This window comes from Zoogloea sp. (genome assembly GCF_023150065.1).
Classification (GTDB): Bacteria; Pseudomonadota; Gammaproteobacteria; order Burkholderiales; family Rhodocyclaceae; genus Zoogloea.
Genome location: NZ_JAKLLN010000010.1, coordinates 91,305 through 113,829, shown reverse-complemented (window position 1 = coordinate 113,829; position 22,525 = coordinate 91,305). Strand labels below are relative to the sequence as shown.

At 66.7% G+C, this 22,525-nt stretch carries 10 protein-coding genes and 1 pseudogene; 8 read left to right on the top strand and 3 right to left on the bottom strand.

Features of this window, described 5'->3' with window-relative positions; all coding sequences use genetic code 11:
* The first annotated feature begins 199 nt into the window (after window positions 1-199).
* From L6Q67_RS13035 to L6Q67_RS13000, 8 genes and pseudogenes are all read left to right on the top strand, one after another.
* Window positions 200-1,336 carry a methyl-accepting chemotaxis protein gene (locus L6Q67_RS13035; RefSeq protein ID WP_296569974.1) on the top strand — a complete coding sequence of 379 codons (1,137 nt, stop codon included), beginning with the start codon at window positions 200-202 and terminating at the stop codon, window positions 1,334-1,336.
* A gap of 69 nt (window positions 1,337-1,405) precedes the next feature.
* Window positions 1,406-2,032 carry a LysE family translocator gene (locus tag L6Q67_RS13030; protein WP_296569973.1) on the top strand — a complete coding sequence of 209 codons (627 nt, stop codon included), beginning with the start codon at window positions 1,406-1,408 and terminating at the stop codon, window positions 2,030-2,032.
* A 45-nt stretch (window positions 2,033-2,077) separates the two neighbouring features.
* The gene (locus L6Q67_RS13025; protein WP_296569970.1) at window positions 2,078-3,892 is read left to right on the top strand and encodes an ABC transporter ATP-binding protein/permease; all 1,815 of its coding nucleotides are present in this window, start codon (window positions 2,078-2,080) and stop codon (window positions 3,890-3,892) included.
* 108 nt (window positions 3,893-4,000) lie between these two features.
* Window positions 4,001-5,167 carry a glycosyl hydrolase gene (locus L6Q67_RS13020; protein WP_296569969.1) on the top strand — a complete coding sequence of 389 codons (1,167 nt, stop codon included), beginning with the start codon at window positions 4,001-4,003 and terminating at the stop codon, window positions 5,165-5,167.
* Window positions 5,164-5,421: a MoaD/ThiS family protein gene (locus tag L6Q67_RS13015; RefSeq protein ID WP_296569967.1), complete on the top strand. Its 258-nt coding sequence runs from the start codon at window positions 5,164-5,166 to the stop codon at window positions 5,419-5,421. The genes L6Q67_RS13020 and L6Q67_RS13015 overlap by 4 nt, the downstream gene beginning before the upstream one ends.
* A gap of 30 nt (window positions 5,422-5,451) precedes the next feature.
* Window positions 5,452-6,558, top strand: a complete 1,107-nt coding sequence (locus L6Q67_RS13010) for an acyltransferase (RefSeq protein ID WP_296569964.1) — start codon at window positions 5,452-5,454, stop codon at window positions 6,556-6,558.
* Between the two features lie 149 nt (window positions 6,559-6,707).
* Window positions 6,708-8,129 (top strand): esterase-like activity of phytase family protein, encoded by a 1,422-nt coding sequence (locus tag L6Q67_RS13005; protein ID WP_296569962.1) that lies wholly within the window; start codon window positions 6,708-6,710, stop codon window positions 8,127-8,129.
* A 388-nt stretch (window positions 8,130-8,517) separates the two neighbouring features.
* Window positions 8,518-9,000, top strand: a pseudogene (locus L6Q67_RS13000) (ISAs1 family transposase); the annotation flags it as partial.
* Window positions 9,001-9,161: 161 nt separating this feature from the next.
* Here L6Q67_RS13000 and L6Q67_RS12995 read toward each other — a convergent pair.
* Genes L6Q67_RS12995 through L6Q67_RS12985 form a run of 3 tightly spaced genes read right to left on the bottom strand, consistent with a single transcriptional unit; the run spans window position 9,162 to window position 22,515 of the window.
* Window positions 9,162-9,797 carry a hypothetical protein gene (locus L6Q67_RS12995; RefSeq protein ID WP_296569961.1) on the bottom strand — a complete coding sequence of 212 codons (636 nt, stop codon included), beginning with the start codon at window positions 9,795-9,797 and terminating at the stop codon, window positions 9,162-9,164.
* Window positions 9,794-10,183 (bottom strand): hypothetical protein, encoded by a 390-nt coding sequence (locus L6Q67_RS12990; RefSeq protein ID WP_296569959.1) that lies wholly within the window; start codon window positions 10,181-10,183, stop codon window positions 9,794-9,796. Before L6Q67_RS12990 ends, L6Q67_RS12995 begins: the two co-directional genes overlap by 4 nt.
* Complete coding sequence (locus tag L6Q67_RS12985) at window positions 10,147-22,515, bottom strand: filamentous hemagglutinin N-terminal domain-containing protein (protein WP_296569957.1); 12,369 nt, start codon at window positions 22,513-22,515, stop codon at window positions 10,147-10,149. The genes L6Q67_RS12990 and L6Q67_RS12985 overlap by 37 nt, the downstream gene beginning before the upstream one ends.
* Window positions 22,516-22,525: the final 10 nt, after the last annotated feature.

The following is a 22,525-nucleotide window of genomic DNA, read 5'->3' as shown; positions in this document are numbered from 1 at the left end:
CGGACAGGTCAAAACACAAGTCCGATTTTACGACTTGATGACAATTGTCAAAGTTTCATTCAAACACCCTGTTCCATGGGCGAAGAAAGCCGGGGCCATGCCGTAAATGCGCTCATGGCGCGCGACCCCCAAAGCACTTGCTGAGCTGCTTCCCACGCCATACGCCGACAAATCGACAATAAAAGAGTGGATCACGCCCATGTGGATCAACCGTAAACAGTACGAACAACTCCAGGCCGAATTCCAGGCCGCAACAGCCCGCGAGCAGGCCCTTGAAAGCGAACTCGGTGCCCTGCGCAGTGAGCTCGATACCCTGCGCTACACCCATTCCGAGAAAGAGCGCCACTGCGACCACCTGCTCGCCGTGGTGCACCGCATGTCCGAGTTCGGTAACTCCCTGTCCGGTGCCCAGGGCAGCCTGGGCGAGATGGCCAGCATCCTGAAGGACGAAAAGGTGAAGGCCGTCGAAGCCGCCCACGTGTCCCAGACCAGCGGCCAGGCCACAACCGAGATCGCCGAGAACCTGCAGCGCCTCGCCACGGAATCCCAGAATTCCGCCCGCGAAGTCGAAGCCCTCGCCCTGCGCGCCGACGAGATCAGCGCCATCGTCAAGCTGATCCACGGCGTGGCCGACCAGACCAACCTGCTGGCCCTCAACGCCGCCATCGAGGCGGCCCGTGCCGGCGAGGCCGGACGCGGCTTTGCCGTGGTGGCCGACGAAGTGCGCAAGCTGGCCGAGCGCACCTCCACCGCCACCGCCGAGATCTCCACCCTGGTCACCCGCATCCGCGAGGACTCCAACCGCGCCCGCAGCAGCATGGAGAGCCTGGCCGAAGCCGCCGGCCGCTTCAGCGAGCGGGGCCAGAAGGCCACCGAGGACATGAAGCTGCTGATGGCCCTGTCCGGCAACATGGAAGGTGTCATTGCCGGCAGCGCCATGAAGAGCTTCGTGGAGGTGGCCAAGATCGACCACATCGTCTTCAAGTTCCGTATCTACCTGGCGGTGTTCGGACTGATCAACCTGAAGGCCCACGAGGTGTCCACCCACACCGCCTGCCGCCTGGGCAAGTGGTACTACGAGGGCGAAGGCCAGGCCTGCTTCAGCCGCCTGCCCGGCTACCGGGAGATCGAGCCGCCCCACGTCGAGGTTCACCGGGCCGGCGTGGAGACCCTGTCGTCCCTGGAGAGCGGCGACATGGGCGGCGTCCTGCGCCACCTCGACCACATGGAAACCGCCTCCATGCGCGTGCTCGACAACCTTCAGCGCATGGGCGAGGCCGCCATGCATGACCCCTCCGCCCTGTGCATGACCGACGAGCACGGCCACGTCCACTGACCTGCCCGGGCCGGCCAGCCCGCCGGCCCGCATTGACTCCCCCGCCGCGCCCGCCCAGAATCGGGCGCCATGCCCAGCCTCGACACCCTCCTCGCCTTTCTTGGCATCTCCGTCCTGATCACCCTCGCCCCCGGCCCCGACAACCTCATGGTCATCGGCCAGAGCCTGTCCCGGGGCCGCCGGGCCGGGCTGGCCTTTGGCCTGGGCTGCGCCGCCGGCTGCCTGACCCACATCGCCTGGGCCACCCTTGGCATCGCCGCCCTGGTGCGCGCCTCGGCGGGCCTTTTCATGGCCATCAAGCTGGCCGGCGCGGCCTATCTGCTGTGGTTGGGCATCCAGGCCCTGCGCAGTGGAGGCGGTTTTCGCCCGGCCACCGGCACCCCGGCCCAGCCCTGGCAGCGTGACCTGCGCCGGGGCTTTGTGGCCAACGCCCTGAATCCCAAGGTCGCCCTGTTCTTTCTGGCCTTCCTGCCCCAGTTTGCCGACCCGACCCGGGGTAGCGTGAGCCTGCAGATGCTGGTACTGGGCCTGGTCTTCGCCGCCCAGACGAGCCTGATCTTTGGCACCATGGCCTGCGCCGCCGGCAGCATCGGCCAACTGCTCGCCCAAAGGCCATCCATCGGGCCATGGCTCGACCGCCTGTGCGGCGTCCTGTTCATCGGGCTGGCGGTGCGCATCGCCAGCGACGACCTGTAAGCCCGGGCGCCCCCGCCCCTCACCCCAATACCAAGAATCATAAAAATGCGACGTTCCCCCTCCGGCGCCCAGCCCCTCCCCGCCACCGGCGACCGCCACGACTGGCAGACCATCAAGAAACTCGTGCCCTACCTGTGGGCCTACAAGTGGCGGGTGCTGTTTGCCCTGGGCTGCCTGATCTCGGCCAAGTTCGCCAACGTCACCGTGCCCCTGATCTTCAAGCAGCTGGTGGATGGCCTGGACATCACCCGCGAACAGGCCGTCATCGTGGTGCCTGCAGCCCTGCTGGTGGCTTACGGCGTGCTGCGCTTCTCCACGTCCCTGTTCACCGAGCTGCGCGAGATCGTGTTCGCCCGGGTCACTCAGGAGTCCGTGCGCGAGATCTCCCTGCAGGTCTTCGGGCACCTGCACGCGCTGTCGCTGCGCTTTCACCTGGAGCGCCAGACCGGCGGCCTGACCCGGGACATCGAGCGCGGTACCCGCTCCATCGGCAGCCTGATCAGCTACACCCTGTACTCCATCCTGCCCACCTTCGTGGAGATCAGCCTGGTCATCGGCATCCTGCTGGTGAAGTACGAACCCAGCTTCGCCATCATCACCCTGGTCACCCTGGTGCTGTATGTCACCTTCACCTTCAAGGTCACCAACTGGCGCACCGCCCTGCGGCGTCAGGCCAACGAGCTGGATTCGGCCGCCAACGCCCGGGCCATCGACAGCCTGATCAACTACGAGACGGTGAAGTACTTCAACAACGAGGCCTTCGAGACCCGCCGCTACGACACCGAGCTGAAAAAGTGGACCGCCGCCCAGATCACCAACCAGAAGTCCCTGTCCCTGCTTAACATGGGCCAGGCCGCCATCATCGCCGTGGGCGTCACCGCGATGATGTGGCGGGCGGCCCTCGGCGTGGCCAACGGCAGCATGACCCTGGGCGACCTGGTGCTGGTCAATGCCTTCCTGATCCAGCTCTACATCCCCCTCAATTTCCTGGGGGTGCTGTACCGGGAGATCCGCCAGGCCCTCACCGACATCGAGCGCATGTTCGGCCTGCTGGGCACCCATCGGGAAGTGGCCGACAACGCGGCGGCCCGCGTACTGCCCCGGGGCCCGGCCAGCGTGCGCTTCGAGGCCGTGAACTTTGCCTATGAGCCCAGCCGCCCCATCCTGCACGGCGTGGACTTCACCATCCCGGCAGGGCGCACGGTGGCCGTGGTCGGGCACTCGGGCTCGGGCAAATCCACCCTCGCCCGCCTGCTGTTCCGCTTCTACGACGTACAGGGTGGCGCCGTGCGCATCAACGGCGAGGACATCCGCACGCTCACCCAGGACAGCCTGCGCGCCGCCATCGGCATCGTCCCCCAGGACACCGTGCTCTTCAACGACACCCTGTTCTACAACATCCAGTACGGCCGACCGGATGCCAGCCGCGAGGAGGTGGAGGCCGCCGCCCGGGCCGCCCAGCTGGAGGATTTCATCGCCCGCCTGCCCGAAGGCTGGCAGACCCGCGTGGGCGAGCGCGGCCTCAAGCTCTCGGGCGGCGAGAAACAGCGGGTGGCCATTGCCCGCACCCTGCTCAAGAACCCCGACATCCTGATCTTCGACGAGGCCACCTCGGCGCTCGACTCCAAGACCGAGAAGGCCATCCAGGCCCAGCTCGACGCCGCCGCCCGGGGCCGCACCACGCTGGTCATCGCCCACCGGCTGTCCACGGTGATGAACGCCGACGAGATCATCGTGCTCGATCAAGGGCGCATCCTGGAGCGGGGTGGCCACGCCGGGCTGCTCGCGGCCAACGGCGCCTATGCCCAGATGTGGAAACTGCAGCAGGAAGAGCGGGAAGCAGAGGAAGAAGCCGCCTGAACCCGAGCCCGGCGGCGGGCACCATGGCCTGATTGACAGGCGGGTGCCCGACGGGTGCATCATCAGCACCTCACGCACCGCGTCACCCCACCGGCTCAGGAGCGCGTCATGACACAGCCCATCGGAAGCCCGGCCGCGCCGGGAGAGACCATTCTGCTGATCGCCACCCGCAAAGGGGCCTGGCTGTATTTCTCGGACGCCGAACGCCGGGCCTGGCGCGTGGAGGGGCCGCACTTTCTCGGCCACATCATCCATCACATGGTGCTCGACCCCCGCGACGGACGTACCCTCCTCGTCGCGGCCAAGACCGGGCACCTGGGCCCCACCGTCTTTCGCTCCACGGATTTCGGCCGCAGCTGGAAGGAAGCCGCTAAGCCCCCCGCCTTCGCCCCCGCGCCGGAGGGCCAGGAAGGGCGCGCCGTGGATCACACCTTCTGGCTGACCCCGGGCCACGCCACCGAACCGGACCTGTGGTACGCCGGCACCTCGCCCCAGGGCCTGTTCCGCTCCACCGACGGCGGCATCAGCTGGGCCCCCGCCTCCACCATCAACGACGACCCCCAGTACCGCAGATGGATGGGCACCGTGCAGGACGGCACCCCGAATGGGCCCAAGCTGCACTCCATCATCATCGACCCGCGGGATGCCCGCCACCTCTACATGGCCATGTCCGGCGGCGGCGTGCATGAATCCACCGATGGCGGCCACACATTCGCCCCGATGATCGACGGCCTGCAGGTCGTCGAGGGCTTCGACCCCGACGACGTCGCCTTTCACGACCCGCACTGCGTCCGGCTCTGCCCCTCCAACCCCGACCGCCTGTACCAGCAGAACCACTGCGGCATCTACCGCCTCGACCGCCCCTCCCATACCTGGACGCGGATCGGCAAGACCATGCCGGCCGAGGTCGGCGACATCGGCTTCACGATGGTGGTGCACCCGCGCAATGACAACTGCGCCTGGGTTTTTCCGATGGACGGCACCAGCGTATGGCCCCGCACCAGCCCGGACGGCAAGCCGGCGGTGTACGGCACGCAGGATGCCGGCGCCAGCTGGCAGCGCCTCGACGCCGGCCTGCCCGCCAGCCAGGCCTGGTGGACCGTAAAGCGCCAGGCCATGAGCGCCGATGCCCACGACCCGGTGGGCGTGTATTTCGGTACCAGCAGCGGCGAACTGTGGATGAGCCGCGACGAAGGCCGGCAGTGGGAATGCATCGCCCGCCACCTGCCCGAGATCTACGCCGTTGAAACCGCCACCCGGGCCCTGCCGGCGTGAGAGTCCTCATCCCCAGCGCCCTCCACTCCTACACCGGAGGGGCTCGCGCCGAAGCCGACGGCGAGACCCTCGCCGAAGTGCTGGCCGACCTGGACCGACACCACCCGGGCATCCGCTTCCGCATGATCGACGAGCAGAACCGCATCCGGCGCCACATCCGCTTCTTCTCGGAAAACATCCAGATCCGCGACCTGGATCACACGCTGCCCGCCGCCGGAGAACTGATCATCGTGCAGGCCCTCAGCGGAGGCTGAGGCGAACCGCAAGACGGCCCCCCAAAGCACATGCCTATTTCGACCTCGATATTTCTCGACATTCTCCGCTTCACCGCAGCCTGCATCGTCTTCCTCAGCCACGTGACCGAGCATAACTTCAATGCGGTGTGGCCGTGGGTGCCCTGGGGGCACGAGGCCGTGGTGGTCTTCTTCGTGATCTCCGGCTTCGTCATTGCTCACGTGGTCAGCGGCCGGGAGCGCGACTATCGGGAGTACATGGCCGCACGCCTGGGGCGCCTGTATTCCGTGGTCCTGCCGGCCCTGGCCCTGACTGCCGTGGCCGATGGCATTGGCCGCCAGATCGCTCCGGAACTCTACGCTGCCATCCCCGCCGACCACCCTGCCCTGCGCCTCCTGATCAACGGCCTGTTCGTGCAGCAGAACTGGAATCTGACCGTCATTCCCCTTTCCAACGGCCCCTTCTGGTCCCTCGGCTACGAGTTCTGGTACTACCTGATATTTGGTGCTGCCGTTCTCTCCACCGGCCGCTGGCGGTATGTGCTGCCCCTGCTGCTGTGCCTGTGCGCCGGGCCCCGCATCGTGGCCTACCTGCCCCTGTGGCTCCTCGGCGTGCTGGCCTACCGTGCCTGCCGGCAATGGCATCCTCCCCGCCATCAACAGCGGCTGGTGCAAGCGGTCTGTGCCGCAGCCTTCTTCGGCATCCTCGCCTTTGGCAGCCCCCTGGCACCAGTCCGCCAGAGCCTCGCGGCGCTCTACGCCGACGACTTTCTCCCCATCGGCAACTTCCGCCTCTTCGTCGGCGGCATGGCCCAGCTGCCGGAAGACATGCTGATGGGCATCCTGATTGCCCTGGCGATTGCATCGGTGCGTGGAGATGGCGGATGGCTGGCGAAGTCGGAGCGCGTGGTCGGCGCAATCCGCTACCTGGCCGGCGCCACCTTCACCCTCTACCTGTTTCACATGCCCTTGCTATACCTCGCAAGCGCCCAGCTGGGCCCGGACCGGAGCTCCAGACTCCAGACCGGGCTGGTCGCCGTGCTGGTGTTTGCCCTCTGCGTACTGTTCTCCCATCTGGGCGAAAGGCGGGTGCATTTCTTCCGCCAGCAGTTCCGCCGTCTGCTCGGGCACCTGCCCGAAAGGGCCCCGACACAGTGAAAGCCGCCCGCTGACGGCAGTAGGATGAAAACGCACCAACGAGGACGAAGGGGAGGAAATTGCGCACAGCCCGCCGGTCCGGGGTGTCGTAGCCCTGTAATCTGACGCAGGTAGCGTTGGGGGTTTATCCATCCCACTGCGGAGCCTCCATGCCCACCCAACGTCTGCTCACGGCCCTCGTGCCTGTGGCCCTTGCCCTTTCCGTGTCCTTCCCCGCCCACGCCGGCGTGTCCCTGATCGGCATCGGCCAGATCAGCGGCTCCGACCTGTCGGGCCTCACCAACACCCTTGAAAACGGCGCCCCCGCCAACATCCTCGGCGGGCTCGGCTCCGCCATTGCGTGGGCCGGTGGCGACACCTTCCTGCTCACCCCCGACCGCGGCCCCAATGCCAGCGCCTGGAACAGCGCAGTGGACAACACCACCAGCTGGATCCCCCGCTTCCAGACCATGAACCTCGGCCTGAGCACCACCACCTTCAGCGCCGGCAGCCTCGCCACCCTCACCCCGGTGCTAAACGCGACCACCCTGCTCTCCAGCAGCACCGCCCTCAACTACGGCAGCGCTCCGGTGCTCACCGGCAGCAATGGCGAAAACTACTTCACCGGCCGCTCCGACGCCTTCGCCACTGGCACCTCCACCAACCCCAACAACGCCCGCCTCGACCTGGAAGGCATCCGCGTCGCCGCTGACGGCAAGAGCGTTTACATCTCCGACGAATACGGCCCCTACATCTACCGCTTCGACCGCGCCACCGGCGAACGCACCGGCGTGATCACCCTGCCCGAAAAGTTTGCCGCCCCCACCCCGGCCGCCACCGAAAGCGCCGAGATCGCCGCCAACACCAGCGGCCGCGTCACCAACAAGGGCATGGAAGGCCTCGCCATCACCCCCGACGGCAAGACCCTGGTCGGCGTCATGCAGAGCCCCCTCGCCCAGGACGGCGGCACCGCCGCCAGCACCGTGCGCATCGTCACCATCGACCTGGCCACCGGCAAGGTCACCCACGAATACGCCTACGAACTGGACAACATCGGCACCACCGCCAAGCCCAAGTACGGCACCATCAGCGAAATCGTCGCCATCAACGACCACGAATTCATCATCGACGAACGCGACGGCAAGGGCCTCGGCGACGACTCCAAGGCCGTCCAGAAAAAGCTCTACACCATCAACCTGAACGGCGCCCAGGACGTGGGCACCCTCACCGGCGCCGCAAACCTCGCCGGCAAGGCCGTCAGCAAAACCCTGTTTGTTGATCTGGTCGCCCTGCTCAAGGCCAACGGCTACACCGACCGGACCATCCCCGCCAAGATCGAAGGCCTCGCCTTCGGCCCCGACGTGTGGGTGGACGGCGTGCTCCAGCACAGCCTCATTGTGGTGAACGACAACGACTTCCTCGACACCGTGGACGTCAATGGCACCCCCACCGCCAACCCCAACCAGTTCTTCGTGCTCGGCATCACCGGCGACGTCTTCGCCGACTTCCAGACCCAGCAAATCCCCGAACCCGCCAGCCTCGCCCTGGCAGCGCTGGGGCTGACGGGCTTCATGCTGCGTCGCCGGAAGTAAGCACCGCGCGCAGCCCCCTCCCCGCCCGTCCGGGCGGGCGAGGGCCACATCCCCTAGGGCTTGCCAAAGCCCTCCAGCTCCCGCGCACGGGCCGTGGTCACCGACAGGAAACAGCACCGGGTGCAGCACATCGCCTTCCGATCCTTTGAGCCAGTTCCGTCGTACTCCACAATCGTCCTCCAAGTGCCCGATCACCAGCTCCACCACCTGACGGCGTTTGAGTAGCCGGCGCGCCTTGTCGCTCAAGCTCTCAATCCGGCCACGGTGGATAACCCCAACCCCGGGCAGCTCTACACCCCGATAGCACAGATCAACAATGGCGGCGTGGGGCTTAGTGACACCCGAAACTCTGCTGGCTCAGGCGGGCGTTGGCGGAGCACTGCAGGCCGCCTCAAGCGGAGAGAGTCACAACACGGGACACAGCCGGAAAGAATGGAGCCGCTGCTGGGCTTTCGACGCGGGCGACAGACTTTACAAGGGCGATCAGTGGCGCGAGCTGCAGAGCTTTGCTCTCGTCGAGCGCACACGCCGTATCGTTGACAGGACGAGCGTTGAACGCCGCTACTACATCAACAGCCTGGCCCCGGATGCCGAGAAATTCATGCGCGCCGTACGCAGTCATTGGGAAGTCGAAAACAGGTTGCACTGGTGCCTAGATGTTCAGCTTGGCGATGACTACTCACGCGCACGCGCCAGCCACGTCGCCCACAACCTCGCTCTGGTGCGCCATATCGCGTTGAACCTCATCGAATTGAACACCTCGATCAAGACCAGCATCAAGACCAAGCGATTGCAGGCTGCGACCTCGGACGAGTTTCAAGCAGCCCTGCTGGGGTTGGCGGTGGAGAGTGAGAACGACGACGCGGATTGATGTCAACTGGGTAGCCGCGGGAGCCCTGCATGCTCGCCGCCGGCCTCGATGTCGAGGTTGCGGGCGTCGATGCACCTTCGGCACTGATCACGGTGCAGATCAGCTTGATCGTCACCACCGGCGCCTTGTGGTCCGCCTGGCGTAGCTCACGCTGTTGCGGATCAGATGCACGATGCGTCGGACCTACTCCCCAAGATCAGTTTTCGAATAGCTAGCGCCGAATAGATTATTGGCCCACTAATACCATCCGAGGCCATGTCACGGCTCGAACCCAAGGCATACGCAATCCCGCTCTCCGAAAGAAAGCTGATTACCGTGTATCCCGGCGGGGGTGGTGAAGGAATCTCCGTAGGGTGAGGCATGCAATGTTGCATGCCACGATTGACCACATCGCGCAACTGTTGGTATGCCACCCTTGAACCTGCTGACAGGTCAACCTCCGTCAGCGTGCTATCCCGTCCGCTATACCATGCCCCTTGCAAGTCCGAATACACAGCAAGGGCGTCAACACCAAACTCATTGCCCAACTCAATGACAACCCCCAGAAGTTCACCACTACCAACCAGGGGCGTCGGATAACGACGTTCACGACAGAGCGAGAGAATTTGAAGCTTCTCTCGGACGGAAGAGGCATCGCCAAACCAAGCCCTGAATCGCTCGCAATCACCTGCAAACTCTGCTCCTTTGCGATCTCCTGTCCTCATTTCAAGATGAGTTTTCTCGGCTAAGAAATCGGCCAAGTCGGCGCAGGCAAGAATGCGCCGGCGCATGTTCGCGTTAATAATCGTGCCTGTCATTTTCCCGGCCCTGCCATCTTGTCTCTATTGATAACGTGAACGCTGAAGCCCTGACGGTCTTCAAAGTACCGTTTGATCCTGCCGACAATCGTCGCACGCTGCCGCTCGGAAACACTGCCGACTTCATCCCACTTACTTATTGATGATGCATCAACCCATCGCCCCGGAATGCATATCTCAAGAACCAAACTCCCGTTCTCATCCGTGTAGAGAAGCTGCTCACCTCTGCATATGATCGCAATCGTGTATCCAGCGTCACTCCTCTCCACATAAGGTCCAGCATGCTGGCGCGCAACTTCCCTTTTTAGAAGATGCCAGCGTGGATTGAGCACCCTGAGTAGTTTTCCAATCATGGTAAGCGCCTTGGGTCCATCGTCCAGTTCCATTGTCGGATATTGGTTATGTTTGGATTAGCCTGCAATGCGGGCTGTTCCAGGCGCCACCAAGTGCGCTCTCCATAGGGGCCAAATTGCGTAGCCCCTTTCGCGAACGTATTGACATTGCCGCTGGCGCCGTTTGCGAACCGTACAGAAGCCGTGTCCCAGATTTGGGCAGCCTGGGCACCTGGCAAGTTGTCGAACAGATTCAAACTATGGAGGTACCGTCCACCGACAGTTTGCTCAAGGGTTGTTTTTCCGGTCAGGCTTGCCCACCACTGCGCGACCATCATATTGTTCGCGCCAGACCAAAACACTGCGCCGTTAGGCTTCGTACTAAAGTCTAACGTGTTCGCCGCAAGATTCTGAAGCTCTTCATAGGACGGGATAGTTCCTGCGCCAGACACTCCCTTTACACTATTTTCCCCACCCCGCTCCGCCGCCCCCCCTACGACGCTGACATTCTCCCCAGCCCCCCCAAGAGCGGGCTTGTTACCCGAAGGTCTTATACTTTGGACACCGTCCTCAAGTATTGCTTTCCCGGCAGCCCCCAACAACTGCCCCAGCCGCCCCGCATCATAGACCCCTGCCCGTACTGCAGCCTGGCGCGTCACTTCTTCGTCACTCAGTGCCGGATCTGCTTGCCGGATCTGGGTCTCGAAGGCGCGAATTCTCTTGATCTGCGCAAGCTCGCCGACACGATCCTGGACCCCATAGATATAGCCCCTCATGTTGATCAGAGGAAGCTCTTCGGCATACTTGACGCAGGCAGAGACCCCCGCGCATAGGCTGGTTTCAATCGTTGCCCCGGGCTTCTGAATGCCTTCGACCAGAGCCCGGCTTCCCTGGGCTGTTTCGGTCTGAGCAATCAGGTCGTGCTGTCGCTTGTCGAGTTCTCGGGCCTCCGAAATTGCCTGATTGATGCAACCTGCCTGTCCTTTGCACTGAGCGAGCTGCTCGTTGAGTTGCTTGACCTGGAAGTGATTCAGGAAGTTGTTCTGCGCCGCATTCCCCGCTGCAGTCGCGCCAACCTGTGCATCGCCACCCACCAACGTAACGGCTAGTGCACCAAACAACCGAGCAACGTCCACTGTCTTGCTCGCCTGAGTGGCGCTGACCGGTTCGCGGTCGCCGCCGTACCATTCGGCCGCCAGTTCGCCGGCCAGCCCGCCGATGGCACCGGAGCCGCAGTCGCCGCCTTTGGCGGCGCCCATGGCGCAGCCAACGACGAGGTGGCCCATGCGGTTGCTGAAGCCAGTCAGGTCACCCACGCTGTTGGCGGCGCTGGCGCCGGCGGCATCGATGACGCCGGTAGTAATAGCTCGGCCAAGTTTGTCGCCCAGATCGCCGCCGTTGATGGCGGTATCGATGACAGCACTGGCGGTGTTGTTGATGACGTTCTTGCCGATCTGGGCAACCAGATCGGATTTGCCGCTGATCTCCGCCAGGGTGACGAGATTGCCGTCGGCATTGGGGACACTGATGCTGCCGGCCAGGGCGTTCAGGGCGCCGGCAGTGAGCATCGCAGTGGCAACGTTCCGGATGGTTTCGTCGCGCCCTAGATCACTGAGCGTCTTGCCCAGGTTGCCTTTGTTGTTGATCAGGGTGACCGTGGCCTGAGTGGTGAGGGCGACGATACCGGCCTGCAGGATGATGGCGGAGGTGGCACTGGTAGCAACGGTAGTGCCTGTAGCAAAGCTGGCCAGTGCGGCACCGGAACCAGCAGTGACGATGCTGACCGCAATGGCAATCATCAGCGCCGCTTCCGCCGTCAGCCCTTCCTGCTGGTAGTCCCACTTGTCGTGGGCCAGGGCAACGGCCTTCCAGTCCACGTCGGGGCGGTCGGCCAGTTGCAGCATCCAGGCCTGGCCGGGCTGTGCAGCCTGCTTCTCCAGTTGGGTCTTGAAGTCGCCTTCGGGCAACTGGGCGACGATCCTCCGGGCATGAATGGAGACCGGGCCCTGGATATTGACGACCTGCAGGGTCTCGCTACCTTCTCCCTGGCCGGACTGGTTTTGCCAGGCGAAGGATTTCTTGCTGACGGTGTGGCTGGTGTCGAGCCGGTTCTTCGCGCCTTCGAGGATCAGGGTGGCGTCGGCCTCAGCCTTGTCACCAACGCCAACCGCGATGGTGGTTCGGGCGGCTTCGATGCGGCTTGCCTGCAGCAGGGTGTCGCCGCCACTCTGGGTGGTGAGCTCACCCACACTCTGCAGTTGGGTGACCTGGGCTTCTTCGCTGGTGCGGCTGTCGCGGGTTTCGGTCTTTCGGCGCCGGAAGGTCGGGTCCTCGCCGAGCAGCAGGGCACCGATCCCCGGCGCACGGACAACCTTCTGGCGGTCCATGACGCTGTGCACGTCCTGCACGGCGTAGGCGTGGAGCTCCCCGCCGGCGGCAAGACGAACCTGGCCGCTGGCGTCGAGGCGGGTGCCGTAGAGATCAAGATCGCCGCCGGACTGGAGCAGGATCTCCCCGGCGTCGATCCGGGTGGTGGCGGCGCGCAGGCTTTGCTCGGCGTGCTCGGTGGTGGTGGTCTTCTTGCTCAGCCAGCTGCCGGTTTTCTTGACGCTGAGGGTGTGGTCCGAGGCGGAATCGGTGGCTGCCGCAAGGCTCAGGGCATCCCGGGCCACGATATTCACCTTGCCCGGCGAGCTCAGGCTGGCGGCCTCCAGGGTGATGTTGCGGCCAGCCACGGAGATGGCTTCGCCGCTGAGCCCATTGCGGGCGCTTTCGTCCCGGCTGCGCTCGACGATGGCGGTACCGGAGTGGTTGCGTGATACGAAATCGTCGGTGTTACGGCCGGCTTCGAGGGCGATGTCGCCTGCCGCGGCCAGGGTGAGTGTGGCGCGGGCCTCGAGCTGGACGCCGCGGCCACGGATGCTGCCCGTCGTGCTGGCCGCATCTTCGGGAACACCAGTCGCGGTGACATCCAGACTGCCGGCACTCTGAATGGCGCTGCCCGCATGGCGGGTCTGGGCATCCAGGGAGACCACTGTAGAGCCGGCGTTGCGCGATTCACTTCGGGTCTCAAGGCTCAGCCCGTCAAGGACAACACTACTGCCCGAGAGGCGCGTATCTCCGCCGCTGCTGATGCGCTGACCACTCAGGATGAGGCTGCCACCCGCCTGGAGTGTCGTGGCACCACCGGAGTCCATCTGCCCGCCAATCGCGGTGTCGGCATGCTTCAGCTCCAGGCGCTCCCCGCCTGCCGTGGGCAGACCGGGAAGAAAGGCCGCCCCTTCCACCTGGGTAGTGACACGCTGTTCGACATGGCTGCTGTCAACGACAGCGCCGACAGCCAGATGCCCTCCGACGACGATTCGCGTCTCTGCACCGGATTTGACCCGGGCGCCGACGATGGCCGTACTGCCGCCGCTTTCAAGGTCGAGCTTGCCACCGGCTTCCAGTACGGAGGCCTGATGGCGGATCTCGCTGTCGATCCGGGTGGTGACCGTGCGACCGCTGGCGGTGAGGCCGGTGGTCTCGGTTTCGCCGTTGTTGAGGGTATAGCTACGCTCGTTGCTGATCGTGTCGACGCGCTTCCGGCTGTTCTCCACGGACAAGGCCTGGATGTCGATGTTGCCGCCCACCCGACCGGTGAGCGCGCCGGCAGCCTTCAGATCGGCGCCGGTGACGACCAGGTCCTTCCCGACGTTGAGACTCAGGTCACCCGTGCGGGCGACGATGCCGGCCCGCAGGTCGGCGCTCTGGATCACCGTGCTGTCGCTGCGGGTGGTGACGGTGGTGCCGAAGACACTGTCGAACTCGGTCCGACGGGTGGTGGTCGTGTCCTTGAGGTCGACGGCGTAAAGCGTGCGGTTGTAGAGGTTTCCGGCCACATCCAGGGCCAGGCTGCCGGCTTCGATACGGCCGGAATCATTGATGAGATCGCCGCCCACGGCGAGGGTGGCGTCCTTGTCTATGAGGATGCGGCCCCGGGTGTTGTCCAGCGACCCGCCCAGTGCGAGCGTGAGGCTGCCGGCCTGGATGGAGCCGTTGCGGTTGTCCAGGCTGGCCCCGAACAGGCCCAGGGCCCCTCCAGCGCGGATGGACGCGCCAAAGTTGTCGATGCCGCCTTCAGCCTGGATCAGCAACTGATCGGCGACCTCGAACACGCCCCGGTTGGTGAAACGCCCGGACAGCAGGAGATCCACGTTATCGGCGCGGAGAGCGCCGGGAGCTGCTGTGAAGCTGCCCCAGTCGGGAAAGGCCAGACCATACCGGGCGGCCTCATCGACAGGCAGGCTTCCGCCGGGCGTTGCCGGCACCGTGGGGGTCTTGATCGAGGGGTCCGCTCCACCGCCTGCAACAGGCATTGCCGCGGGATCAATCACCGCCTGGGGAACGACGCGGGTGCCATTTCCGGAGGCTGGCTGGCCAGGATCGGCCAGATCCGGGGCCACCGGACTGACGCCTCCCGCGGTTGCGCCAGCAACAGGGCTTCCGCTCACCTCCACCACACCACGGCCCTGCACAGGGGTGGCCGTGACACCTGGGAACAGGGTCTGCCCTGCACTGGCAGGTGCCGCCGCAAGCCCTGCAGTCGGGTCGGCGCCGAGGACTGCAGCGGGCTGCAGTGCGCCCCCCGTACCGACGATCCCCGCAGGCCCGGAAACCGCAGCGTGGACACCCGTCTGGCTGCCTGCCGTCACCCGGTTGAGGCGGGACGCAACCAGGGCCTGCTGGGCCGCAGTAGGGTCGACACCCGAGCCCAGGTTGAGATTGACCCCCGTGATGCCGAGATTGCCGGCGACGATGGTGCCGGCGTCAGGGCTGTCCAGCGTGATGAGGGTGGCGCCTCCGGTGGCATCGAGACGGGCGAGGCTGAGCGCGGAGGTTTCCTCGGTCTCCCCCAGGGCATTGGTCCAGCGAACGGTCTGGGCAACGCTTCCCGCACTGTAGGCATAGCTGCCGGCCACCTTGGCATCGGAGGCCACATTGCGCAGGCTCCCCTGGAACAGCCCATTGACCACGAACTGCGCACGCGTAGCCACATCGGTATGGCTATCCACGTAGGCACCATTCAGGGTCGGCAGACCAAGCAGAAGGTAAGCCCCCCCCTGCAGGTCCGGCTCGCCGGTCAGGGTGCGGCCTCCGGTGGCGAGGTTGTCGACACTGCCCGCCGCATTGCCCCCCAGCAGCACGCGCCCCGTGTTCGAGAGAACGCCGCGCCAGAGGGTGTTCATGGCCGGGCTGACCCAGGTTTCACCCACATCCACCACAACTCCGGCCACGTCCAGGCTCAGGGTGCCAAAGGCCAGCAGGCCGCTGCTTGCCGGCCGGAAGACGAAGGACGGCGCATCCAGCCGGGCATCGCCACGGGACGCCACCGTGCCGCCATTGGCGTATGCCGCAGCCTTGATGTCCAGGGAGGCGCCGGCCAGTACGGTGCCAGTACCGACATTGGTGAAGCTGCCGTCACCGGCATCGATGGCCACCCGCTCGGCGGCCTCGCCATTACCGTAGATCAGGCCGGCGTTGAAGATGCCGTGGGCGCTCTTGAGGCTGACCGAGCGCGTGCCCAACAGGGCCGCCTTGTCGGCGTTGGTCACGGTCGTACCGGTGACGACGGAGAGGCTGTTGTCAGCCAGCAGGGTGCCGCGATTGATCAGGCTGCCTGCAGGAGCAAGGAGGCTCAGATCCTGGGTGGCATGCACCAGCCCGTCGGTAAGCAGCTCAGACCCGGAGAGGGTGACATAGCGCCCGCTCAGCAGGGGTGACAGGCCTGCGCGCGCCCCCGCCACCGAACCCAGCGTGCCGCTGACCCGGGCATCCAGCCCGCCCCCTGCAGCGATCCGACCGCCTTGGTTGAGCAGGGATCCGGCAGCGATGCTGATGTCTTCAGCCGCCAGGATCAGGCCGGTATTGGTCGTCGGTGCCTCGGTACCGAAATTGGTATCGGTGAGGACGTCATTCTCGCTGCGCACATTGACGAGAGCTGCAGCCCCAAGGGCCATGTCGATGCCGTTGGCCTGGATGATGCCCCGGTTCTCGACCTTGCCGCCGGACAGCCTGAGCTGCCCACCCACGGCCATTACCGCAGGGCTTTGCACGAAGCGGAAGTCCTTTTCGGGGTCGGGCGGCGGAGGTGGCGGCAGGCCCGGGCGGGGATTGCACACCGCTGCAGTAACACAGCGGGAGGCCTCGACCAGCTGATTGACGAAGCCGCCGTCGGCAACGATGTCAGCATTGCCCCCCACCTGCACGCTGCCGCCGTTGACGAAGGCACCGAGGGTCCGGACATCGAGTGACCCGGCGCTGAGGGTGCCCTGGTTGGCCAGTTCGGCCGCCTGGATGCTCACCCGGCTTGCCGACACCAACCCGCTGTTGGCCACCGCGCCACCCGACAGGCTGATGTTGTCGCCGCTGATCTCGCCACTGTTGCTGACGGCAGCGGATGCGCTCACGCTGCGCCCGGCGATCACGCCACCGTTGCCCAGCCCGCCGTTGAACGAGAGCACGCCGCCGGCGATGGTGCCCAGATTGCCGGTATGGCCGCTGACGCTGACCGTCTCGCCGTAGACTGCGCCCTGGTTGTCTAGCGCACCCGCCACGCGCACAGCGTCCGCCGCAATACGCCCTGCATTGCTCAGGCTGCCCCCCGAGAAGGCAAAGCCCACCCCGCCGGAAACCACATCCCCGGCATTGCTGAAGCGATTGGCCGCCAACAGGATCGCCCCGCCACTGCTGCTCACGCCTCCTGGGGCACCCAGCTGCCCCTGGTCGCGGGCCACCAGTTCGATGTCACCGTTGGCGACGATGCCGCCCGCACGAAGCAGGTTGGCGCGGATGTTGCGGGCAACGATACGTACCCCGCCGGCGCTCTGCACCAGGCCCTCGCTGACGAAGTCGCCGGTGATGTCGAGGAGCAGATCGCTCCCCACCTGCAGGCGCGTGCGGCTGTCCAGGGTTCGCCCCACCCGGGTCGCCGACAGGGGCCCGTAAAACAGGGCATCGCCCAGGAAAACCAGATCCTGCCCCACCGAAAAGCTGGCCGGCCCCGCCACCCCCAGCCCCCGCTCGAAGACCACCGAGCCCATGGCTGAACGCATATCGAGCGCCCCCACTGCCGTCAGGTCTCCCCCCAGCCTGACATCCCCCTGGGCATCAAGGCCCAGAGCTTCCAGCGCCGTGACGGGGCCCTTCAGATGGATACCGTCCTGCCGGCTGCGCACCTGAGCAGCCCCCAGCGCCAGAAGCTCGCCGCCCACGCTCACGGCCCTGTCTGCCGCCACCTGCAGACGAGCACCAGCGCTCAACTCACCGGCCACACTCACCCCACCCGCACCGCCCTCCAAGGACAGCGCCCCAGGCGTAAGCAGCGCGCCGGCCACGGCCACCCCGGCGCCCGCCCGCAGATCCAGGGAATCACCCGCAGACAGGCTGCCGGCGTAGTCCTGCGCACCGGCACTGGCCAGCACGCCCTTGCCCAGGATGCGCGTTTCGCCCTGGGCAAGGCGACCACCGGCCTGCACCAGGGCATTGCCACCGATGCTCACTGCGCCGCTGTGGACCACATCCCGGGCCGCACCCAGATCCAGGTTTCCGACCACCACGCTGGCGCCATTCACCCGGTAATCGCCCCCCGCCCGGGCAAGGTAGTTGCCGCCAGCCTGCACCTCGGCGAACCCGACATTGCCTCCGGCCTCGACCGAGACGGTCTCGCCCTTCTCCAGCCCGCCGCCCAGCGCCCCGGCCTCGATCTCGCCCCCGGCCTTGAGGCTCAAGGCGCCGTTGGCCACCACCCGGTCGCGAAGCCTCAGGGAAGCGCCCTCCGCGTTCAGGCTCGCGGCCCCGCCGGCGAGCACATCGCGGGATTGGTCGATGGACTGTCCGGCCCGGACGTTCAAGGCACCGGCCGATCTCCAGGCCCCAGCCCCGACGATCTGGCCGGCAGTATCCAGGGTCAGACTGCCGCCCGCCCCGACCTCGCTCAACAGGCTCAAGCCCAGCAAGGCGGTCAAGGACACATCCCCCTGGCTCGCCACCACGCCCTGCTGCACCAGGGCGCCCAGGGTGCTCACATCGACACCTGAATTGCCCACCAGGCTGCCGCGGTTGTCGAAGCCTCCCGCCCCGGCCTGGATTGCCAGGCGACCACCGGTCAGCACACCGTTGGCCGAAACCTGCTGGCCCTTGAGCAACACACCGGCATCCGCCCTGGCCTCGCCGCCGAGGATCAGCCCGGCGGTCCCGGCATCCACCGCCAATGCCCCCAGCACCTGGACCGGGCCAGCCACCCGCACGCCCCCCGCGGAAAGGGTGGCGTTGCCTCCGGAGGCCAGCACCCCGTCCACGCCCAGCACGCCCCCCGCGCCCAGGGTCACGGCGCCGTCACTCACCACCGCGCCAAACACCTGGCCCGCCCCCGCTGCAGCGAGACTCACCGGGCCAACCGCCATCAGGCTTCCGGTGGCCACATCGCCCCGGGTACTGCTCACCCGCAGCGCACCCGCCGCCGACAGGGCCTCGGTCACCACGCCATCACGCCCAGCCACGGACAGATTGCCCCCAGCCGCAAAAGAGCTGCCGATGCGCAGCTCGCCCCCCTCGGCCGAGAGTGCCGCGTCACGCCCGGCCCCACCTTCGGCCAGCTCAAGCCCTCGGCCCGCCTTCACCTGCAGATCGCGATTGGCGGCAACCAGGCCGGCACCGCTCAACTCTCCGCCGAGCTGCAGCGCCAGATCGCCCCCGGCCAGGATGCGCCCCGCGCGGTTGCTGAGGGAGGCGCCAGCAACAATGTCCAGGCCCTCCGCCGCCGAGAGGCGCCCGCCGTCGTTCACCACGCCCTGCGCCACCCGGATGCTTCCGCTACCGCCGGCGTGCACGGTGCCGCTGTTGTGCAGCGCATCCGCCGCCACGGTCGTCGTACCGATGGACTCGATAATCCCGCTGTTACCCAGGGCCCCGGCAAGCTGCAGGTCGACACGGCCCCCCTGGACCTGCCCGCGGTTGTCCATGTTCACCGCGGTGACGCCCACGGCCCTGGCCGCCAGCAACCCGGCATTGTCGAGATTACGGCCCGTGAAGCTGAAGTCGCCCCCGCCAAGGCTGCCCTCGTTGAGCAGATCACCTCCCACAAGCACGCGATCCCCGGCGATCGTCCCGGCGTTACGGACAGCCTCCGCCAGGATCACCGTAGCGCCACCGATCTCGCCCCGGTTGAGCGTCGTGCCGCGAACCTCGACCGACGCTGCCGACACCTGGCCACCGGTCTCGTTCTCCAGCCGCCCATTGACCACCACGGCCTGTGCCGCAGCCAGGCCGGCATTGACCAGGGTGTTGCCGGTGAAGGAGAGCGCGCCGCCGGAAGAAAGCACCTCACCGGCCGTCTCGAAACGCGGCCCTTCAAGTGCGATGGCGGCGCTGCTGGCGAGCGTGCCCGAGCGCCCCAGCCAGCCACCATCCCGCGCCACCAGGCTGATGCCGCCATTGGCGAAGACACCGCCGGCCTGCTGCGTGTTGAAGCTCAGCCGCGCACCGCGGATGGAAACCGCGGCCAGGCTGTCGATCCGGCCTTCGCTGATGAAATCGCCCAGCGTGTCGACAATGAAATCGGTGCTGGCATAGAGATGGCCGCGGTTGATGATGGGCCCGCCCCCGCCAGCCACGCTCAGGGCACCAAAGAAGCGGCTGTCGCCACCGAAATCGATGCCACGGGCGGCCGCCAGCCGCGCGGCTCCCCCCACCTCAAGCGCACGCGCAAAGGCCAGGGCCCCCGCCGTGCTCGCCACGGCCAGTTCCGCGCCCACCCGGGTATCACCGGCGAAACGGATGTCCCCCGGCGCGTCGGCAGAGAGGCTGGCAGCGCTGGCGAGGTTCCCGGCCACGTCGATACCCGCCGTCCCGCTGCGCAGCAGGATTGGGCCGCCGGCCGCCATGTCTCCACCGACATCGATCTGCCGGAGCGCATCCAGCGTGATGCCGCCCACCGAGCCAGCCCCGCCCTGCACGGCGATGCGCCCCTGCTGGCTGACCAGGCTGACCGCGGCACCACTACTCACTCCGCCCAGCACACCGATGTCGCTTCGTGCCGTGACTGCCAGCGCTCCGTTGGAGAGCAGCGGCCCGCCGACCGCCAGGGCACCATCACTCACCACGACGCTGACGGGCCCATTGGCAACGACAGCGCCACTCACGCTCACCCCCGTGAGCGCACGCAAACCGAGCGCACCGCCCGCCCCCAGGGTCTCAGCCTCAAGCTGTCCAGCGTCGATCAGCAACTGGCCCCCCGCCAGCACCTCCCGGGCGCGAATCGAGCTCCCGACCAGGCTCAGCCCGGCGCCGGCAGAGACATTGCCCGCAAGTTGCAGGGCTGCGCCCGACACCAGGCTGACATCCGCACCGCCAGCCACCGGGCCACCGACATTCAGCCCGAGGGCGGCATTGACGGCCACCGCTCCGGGCGCCACCAGCGCCCCCGTTGCCACGGTGCCCGCACTGCTGGCGATGCCCAGATCGCCCCCCGACTGGACCGCATTCGCCAGCACCCCGTCCCGCCCGGCAAGGCTCACGTTGCGCCCGGCCACGAAGGGGGAGCCGATGCTCAGGCTGCCACCCCGGGCGATCAGATCGGCCCGGCCGCCAGCACCGCTTTCGGCAAGGGCGACACGCCCGCCGGCACCCAGGTTCAGGTCACCGCTGGCCACCAGGCGTCCGGTATTGATGAGGTCGCCGTTGGTGTCGATGCGCAGGCTCCCGCCGGCCTCGACCCGGGACGGCAGCACCAGGCTGGCGGCCACGATGCTTCCATCACCGGCCACCATCAGGTCGCCACCGAAGACGGCCCGGCCGGCCACCAGATCGAGGGCACCCGCCGATACACCACCAATAATGTCCACCCCCTGCCCGGCGCGGAGGCGCACCAGGCCGCCCGCACTCAGGTGGCCTCCGGCACGGATATCCGCGGCCGCATCCACCAGCAGGTTGCCCCCCACCGTCACATCCCCGCCCAGCCCCACCGAGGCACTTGCCGAAAGGCGGGTATTACCGCTGACCGTCACCGCCCCGGGCGTCACCAGATCACCGGTCACGGCCAGGTTCAGGTCTCCGCGGATCTGGACATCGCGCCCACCGTCACCCAGCACCAGCGAGCGAGCGTCGATCTCCGTTTCGTTGGCCGTCACCCCTGCCGCCAAACGCACCTGATCTGCGCTGACGCTGGCACGGCCCCCCGCCGTCAGCGGGGCAAGAAGCTCCACCGTATCTGCGGCCGACAGGCTGGCCGCGCCGGTCGCCGAGCTGGCCGCAGTGACACGCACACGCCCCCCGGCATGAGCGGAAAGATCGCCGCCGCTCGCCGTCGCCCCCAGCATGTTCAGGTTGCCCGCCGCATCCAGACTGATGGACTGGCGCGCCACCAGTTCGCCAACACTGAGATCGCCCGCGCTGCGGACCACCAGCCCCAGGCTGTCGGCCAGCAGGGGCCCGGCCAGGCGCACGCCGACACCCTGGTCGGTGGACACGACACGGATCTGGCTGCTGCTCATGGCCCCAAAGGCCGTGCCATCAATGGCGAAGCTGCCGGGAGGAACGGAGGCCGGCTGCCCGGGGCTGAGGTTCTCGAGCTGCCCTGCCCTCTCGGCCACCCGTCCGGCCCCCGCCAGCACGGTGATGCCGGCGAGCTCGGGATTGAGGTAGTGGGCCCGTACCGGTCCATCCAGCTGGATGGAGGCGCCCACCAGCTCGACCTTGCCGACCGTCCCTTCCAGGCCGTGTCCATTGACACGCACCTGCCCGCCCTGCACCTCGAAGCCCACCCCCGTGGCACCCGCGAAGCCAGCCGGTGAGCCCAGCGCGTCCAGCCACACCGGCGTGCCGGTGGACAGCACGAAGCGCGGGCTATTCACCGTGCCGCAGCCGGCACAGGTGACACCATTGGGATTGGCCACGATGACCGCCGCCGGGGCGCCAAACACCTCGATCGACCCGGCCAGACGGGATGCGACCCCGGGGGCCACCACCTCATTGACGATCACGCTGGCCCCAGCGCCACCCGCCAGATTCGGGTTGGCCGTCACGTTGCCGCCCAGCAGGGTCGTGCCCGCCCGGCTGCTGTTGTTGAGGACCACCCCCTCCTGATCCACATCGAAACGCTGGTAGCGGTTGTAGGACGTACCGGCGGCGTTGGGACGGGTGATGTCCACCGCAGGCACGCCGGTGGAGGTCTGGCCGATACCGGGGCGGAAGGCGATGGGACCATTGGGATCCGCGATGGGTGCCGCGTAGGCGCCGCCGGGCAGCACGCAACCGGAACCGAAGACCACCAGCAGGATGCGCGCGGTGATGCGGCGCCATGGGGAGACACAGGACATGTCGTCATCGGCAGGCAGGGTGGCGCGCATAAGCAGCTCT

Bases quoted from the DNA above. Each gene is read 5' to 3' on its own strand.
- L6Q67_RS13035 (WP_296569974.1), top strand. From the start codon at position 200: ATGTGGATCAACCGTAAACAGTACGAACAACTCCAGGCCGAATTCCAG.
- L6Q67_RS13030 (WP_296569973.1), top strand. From the start codon at position 1,406: ATGCCCAGCCTCGACACCCTCCTCGCCTTTCTTGGCATCTCCGTCCTG.
- L6Q67_RS13025 (WP_296569970.1), top strand. From the start codon at position 2,078: ATGCGACGTTCCCCCTCCGGCGCCCAGCCCCTCCCCGCCACCGGCGAC.
- L6Q67_RS13020 (WP_296569969.1), top strand. From the start codon at position 4,001: ATGACACAGCCCATCGGAAGCCCGGCCGCGCCGGGAGAGACCATTCTG.
- L6Q67_RS13010 (WP_296569964.1), top strand. From the start codon at position 5,452: ATGCCTATTTCGACCTCGATATTTCTCGACATTCTCCGCTTCACCGCA.
- L6Q67_RS13005 (WP_296569962.1), top strand. From the start codon at position 6,708: ATGCCCACCCAACGTCTGCTCACGGCCCTCGTGCCTGTGGCCCTTGCC.
- L6Q67_RS12995 (WP_296569961.1), bottom strand. From the start codon at position 9,797: ATGACAGGCACGATTATTAACGCGAACATGCGCCGGCGCATTCTTGCC.
- L6Q67_RS12990 (WP_296569959.1), bottom strand. From the start codon at position 10,183: ATGGAACTGGACGATGGACCCAAGGCGCTTACCATGATTGGAAAACTA.
- L6Q67_RS12985 (WP_296569957.1), bottom strand. From the start codon at position 22,515: ATGCGCGCCACCCTGCCTGCCGATGACGACATGTCCTGTGTCTCCCCA.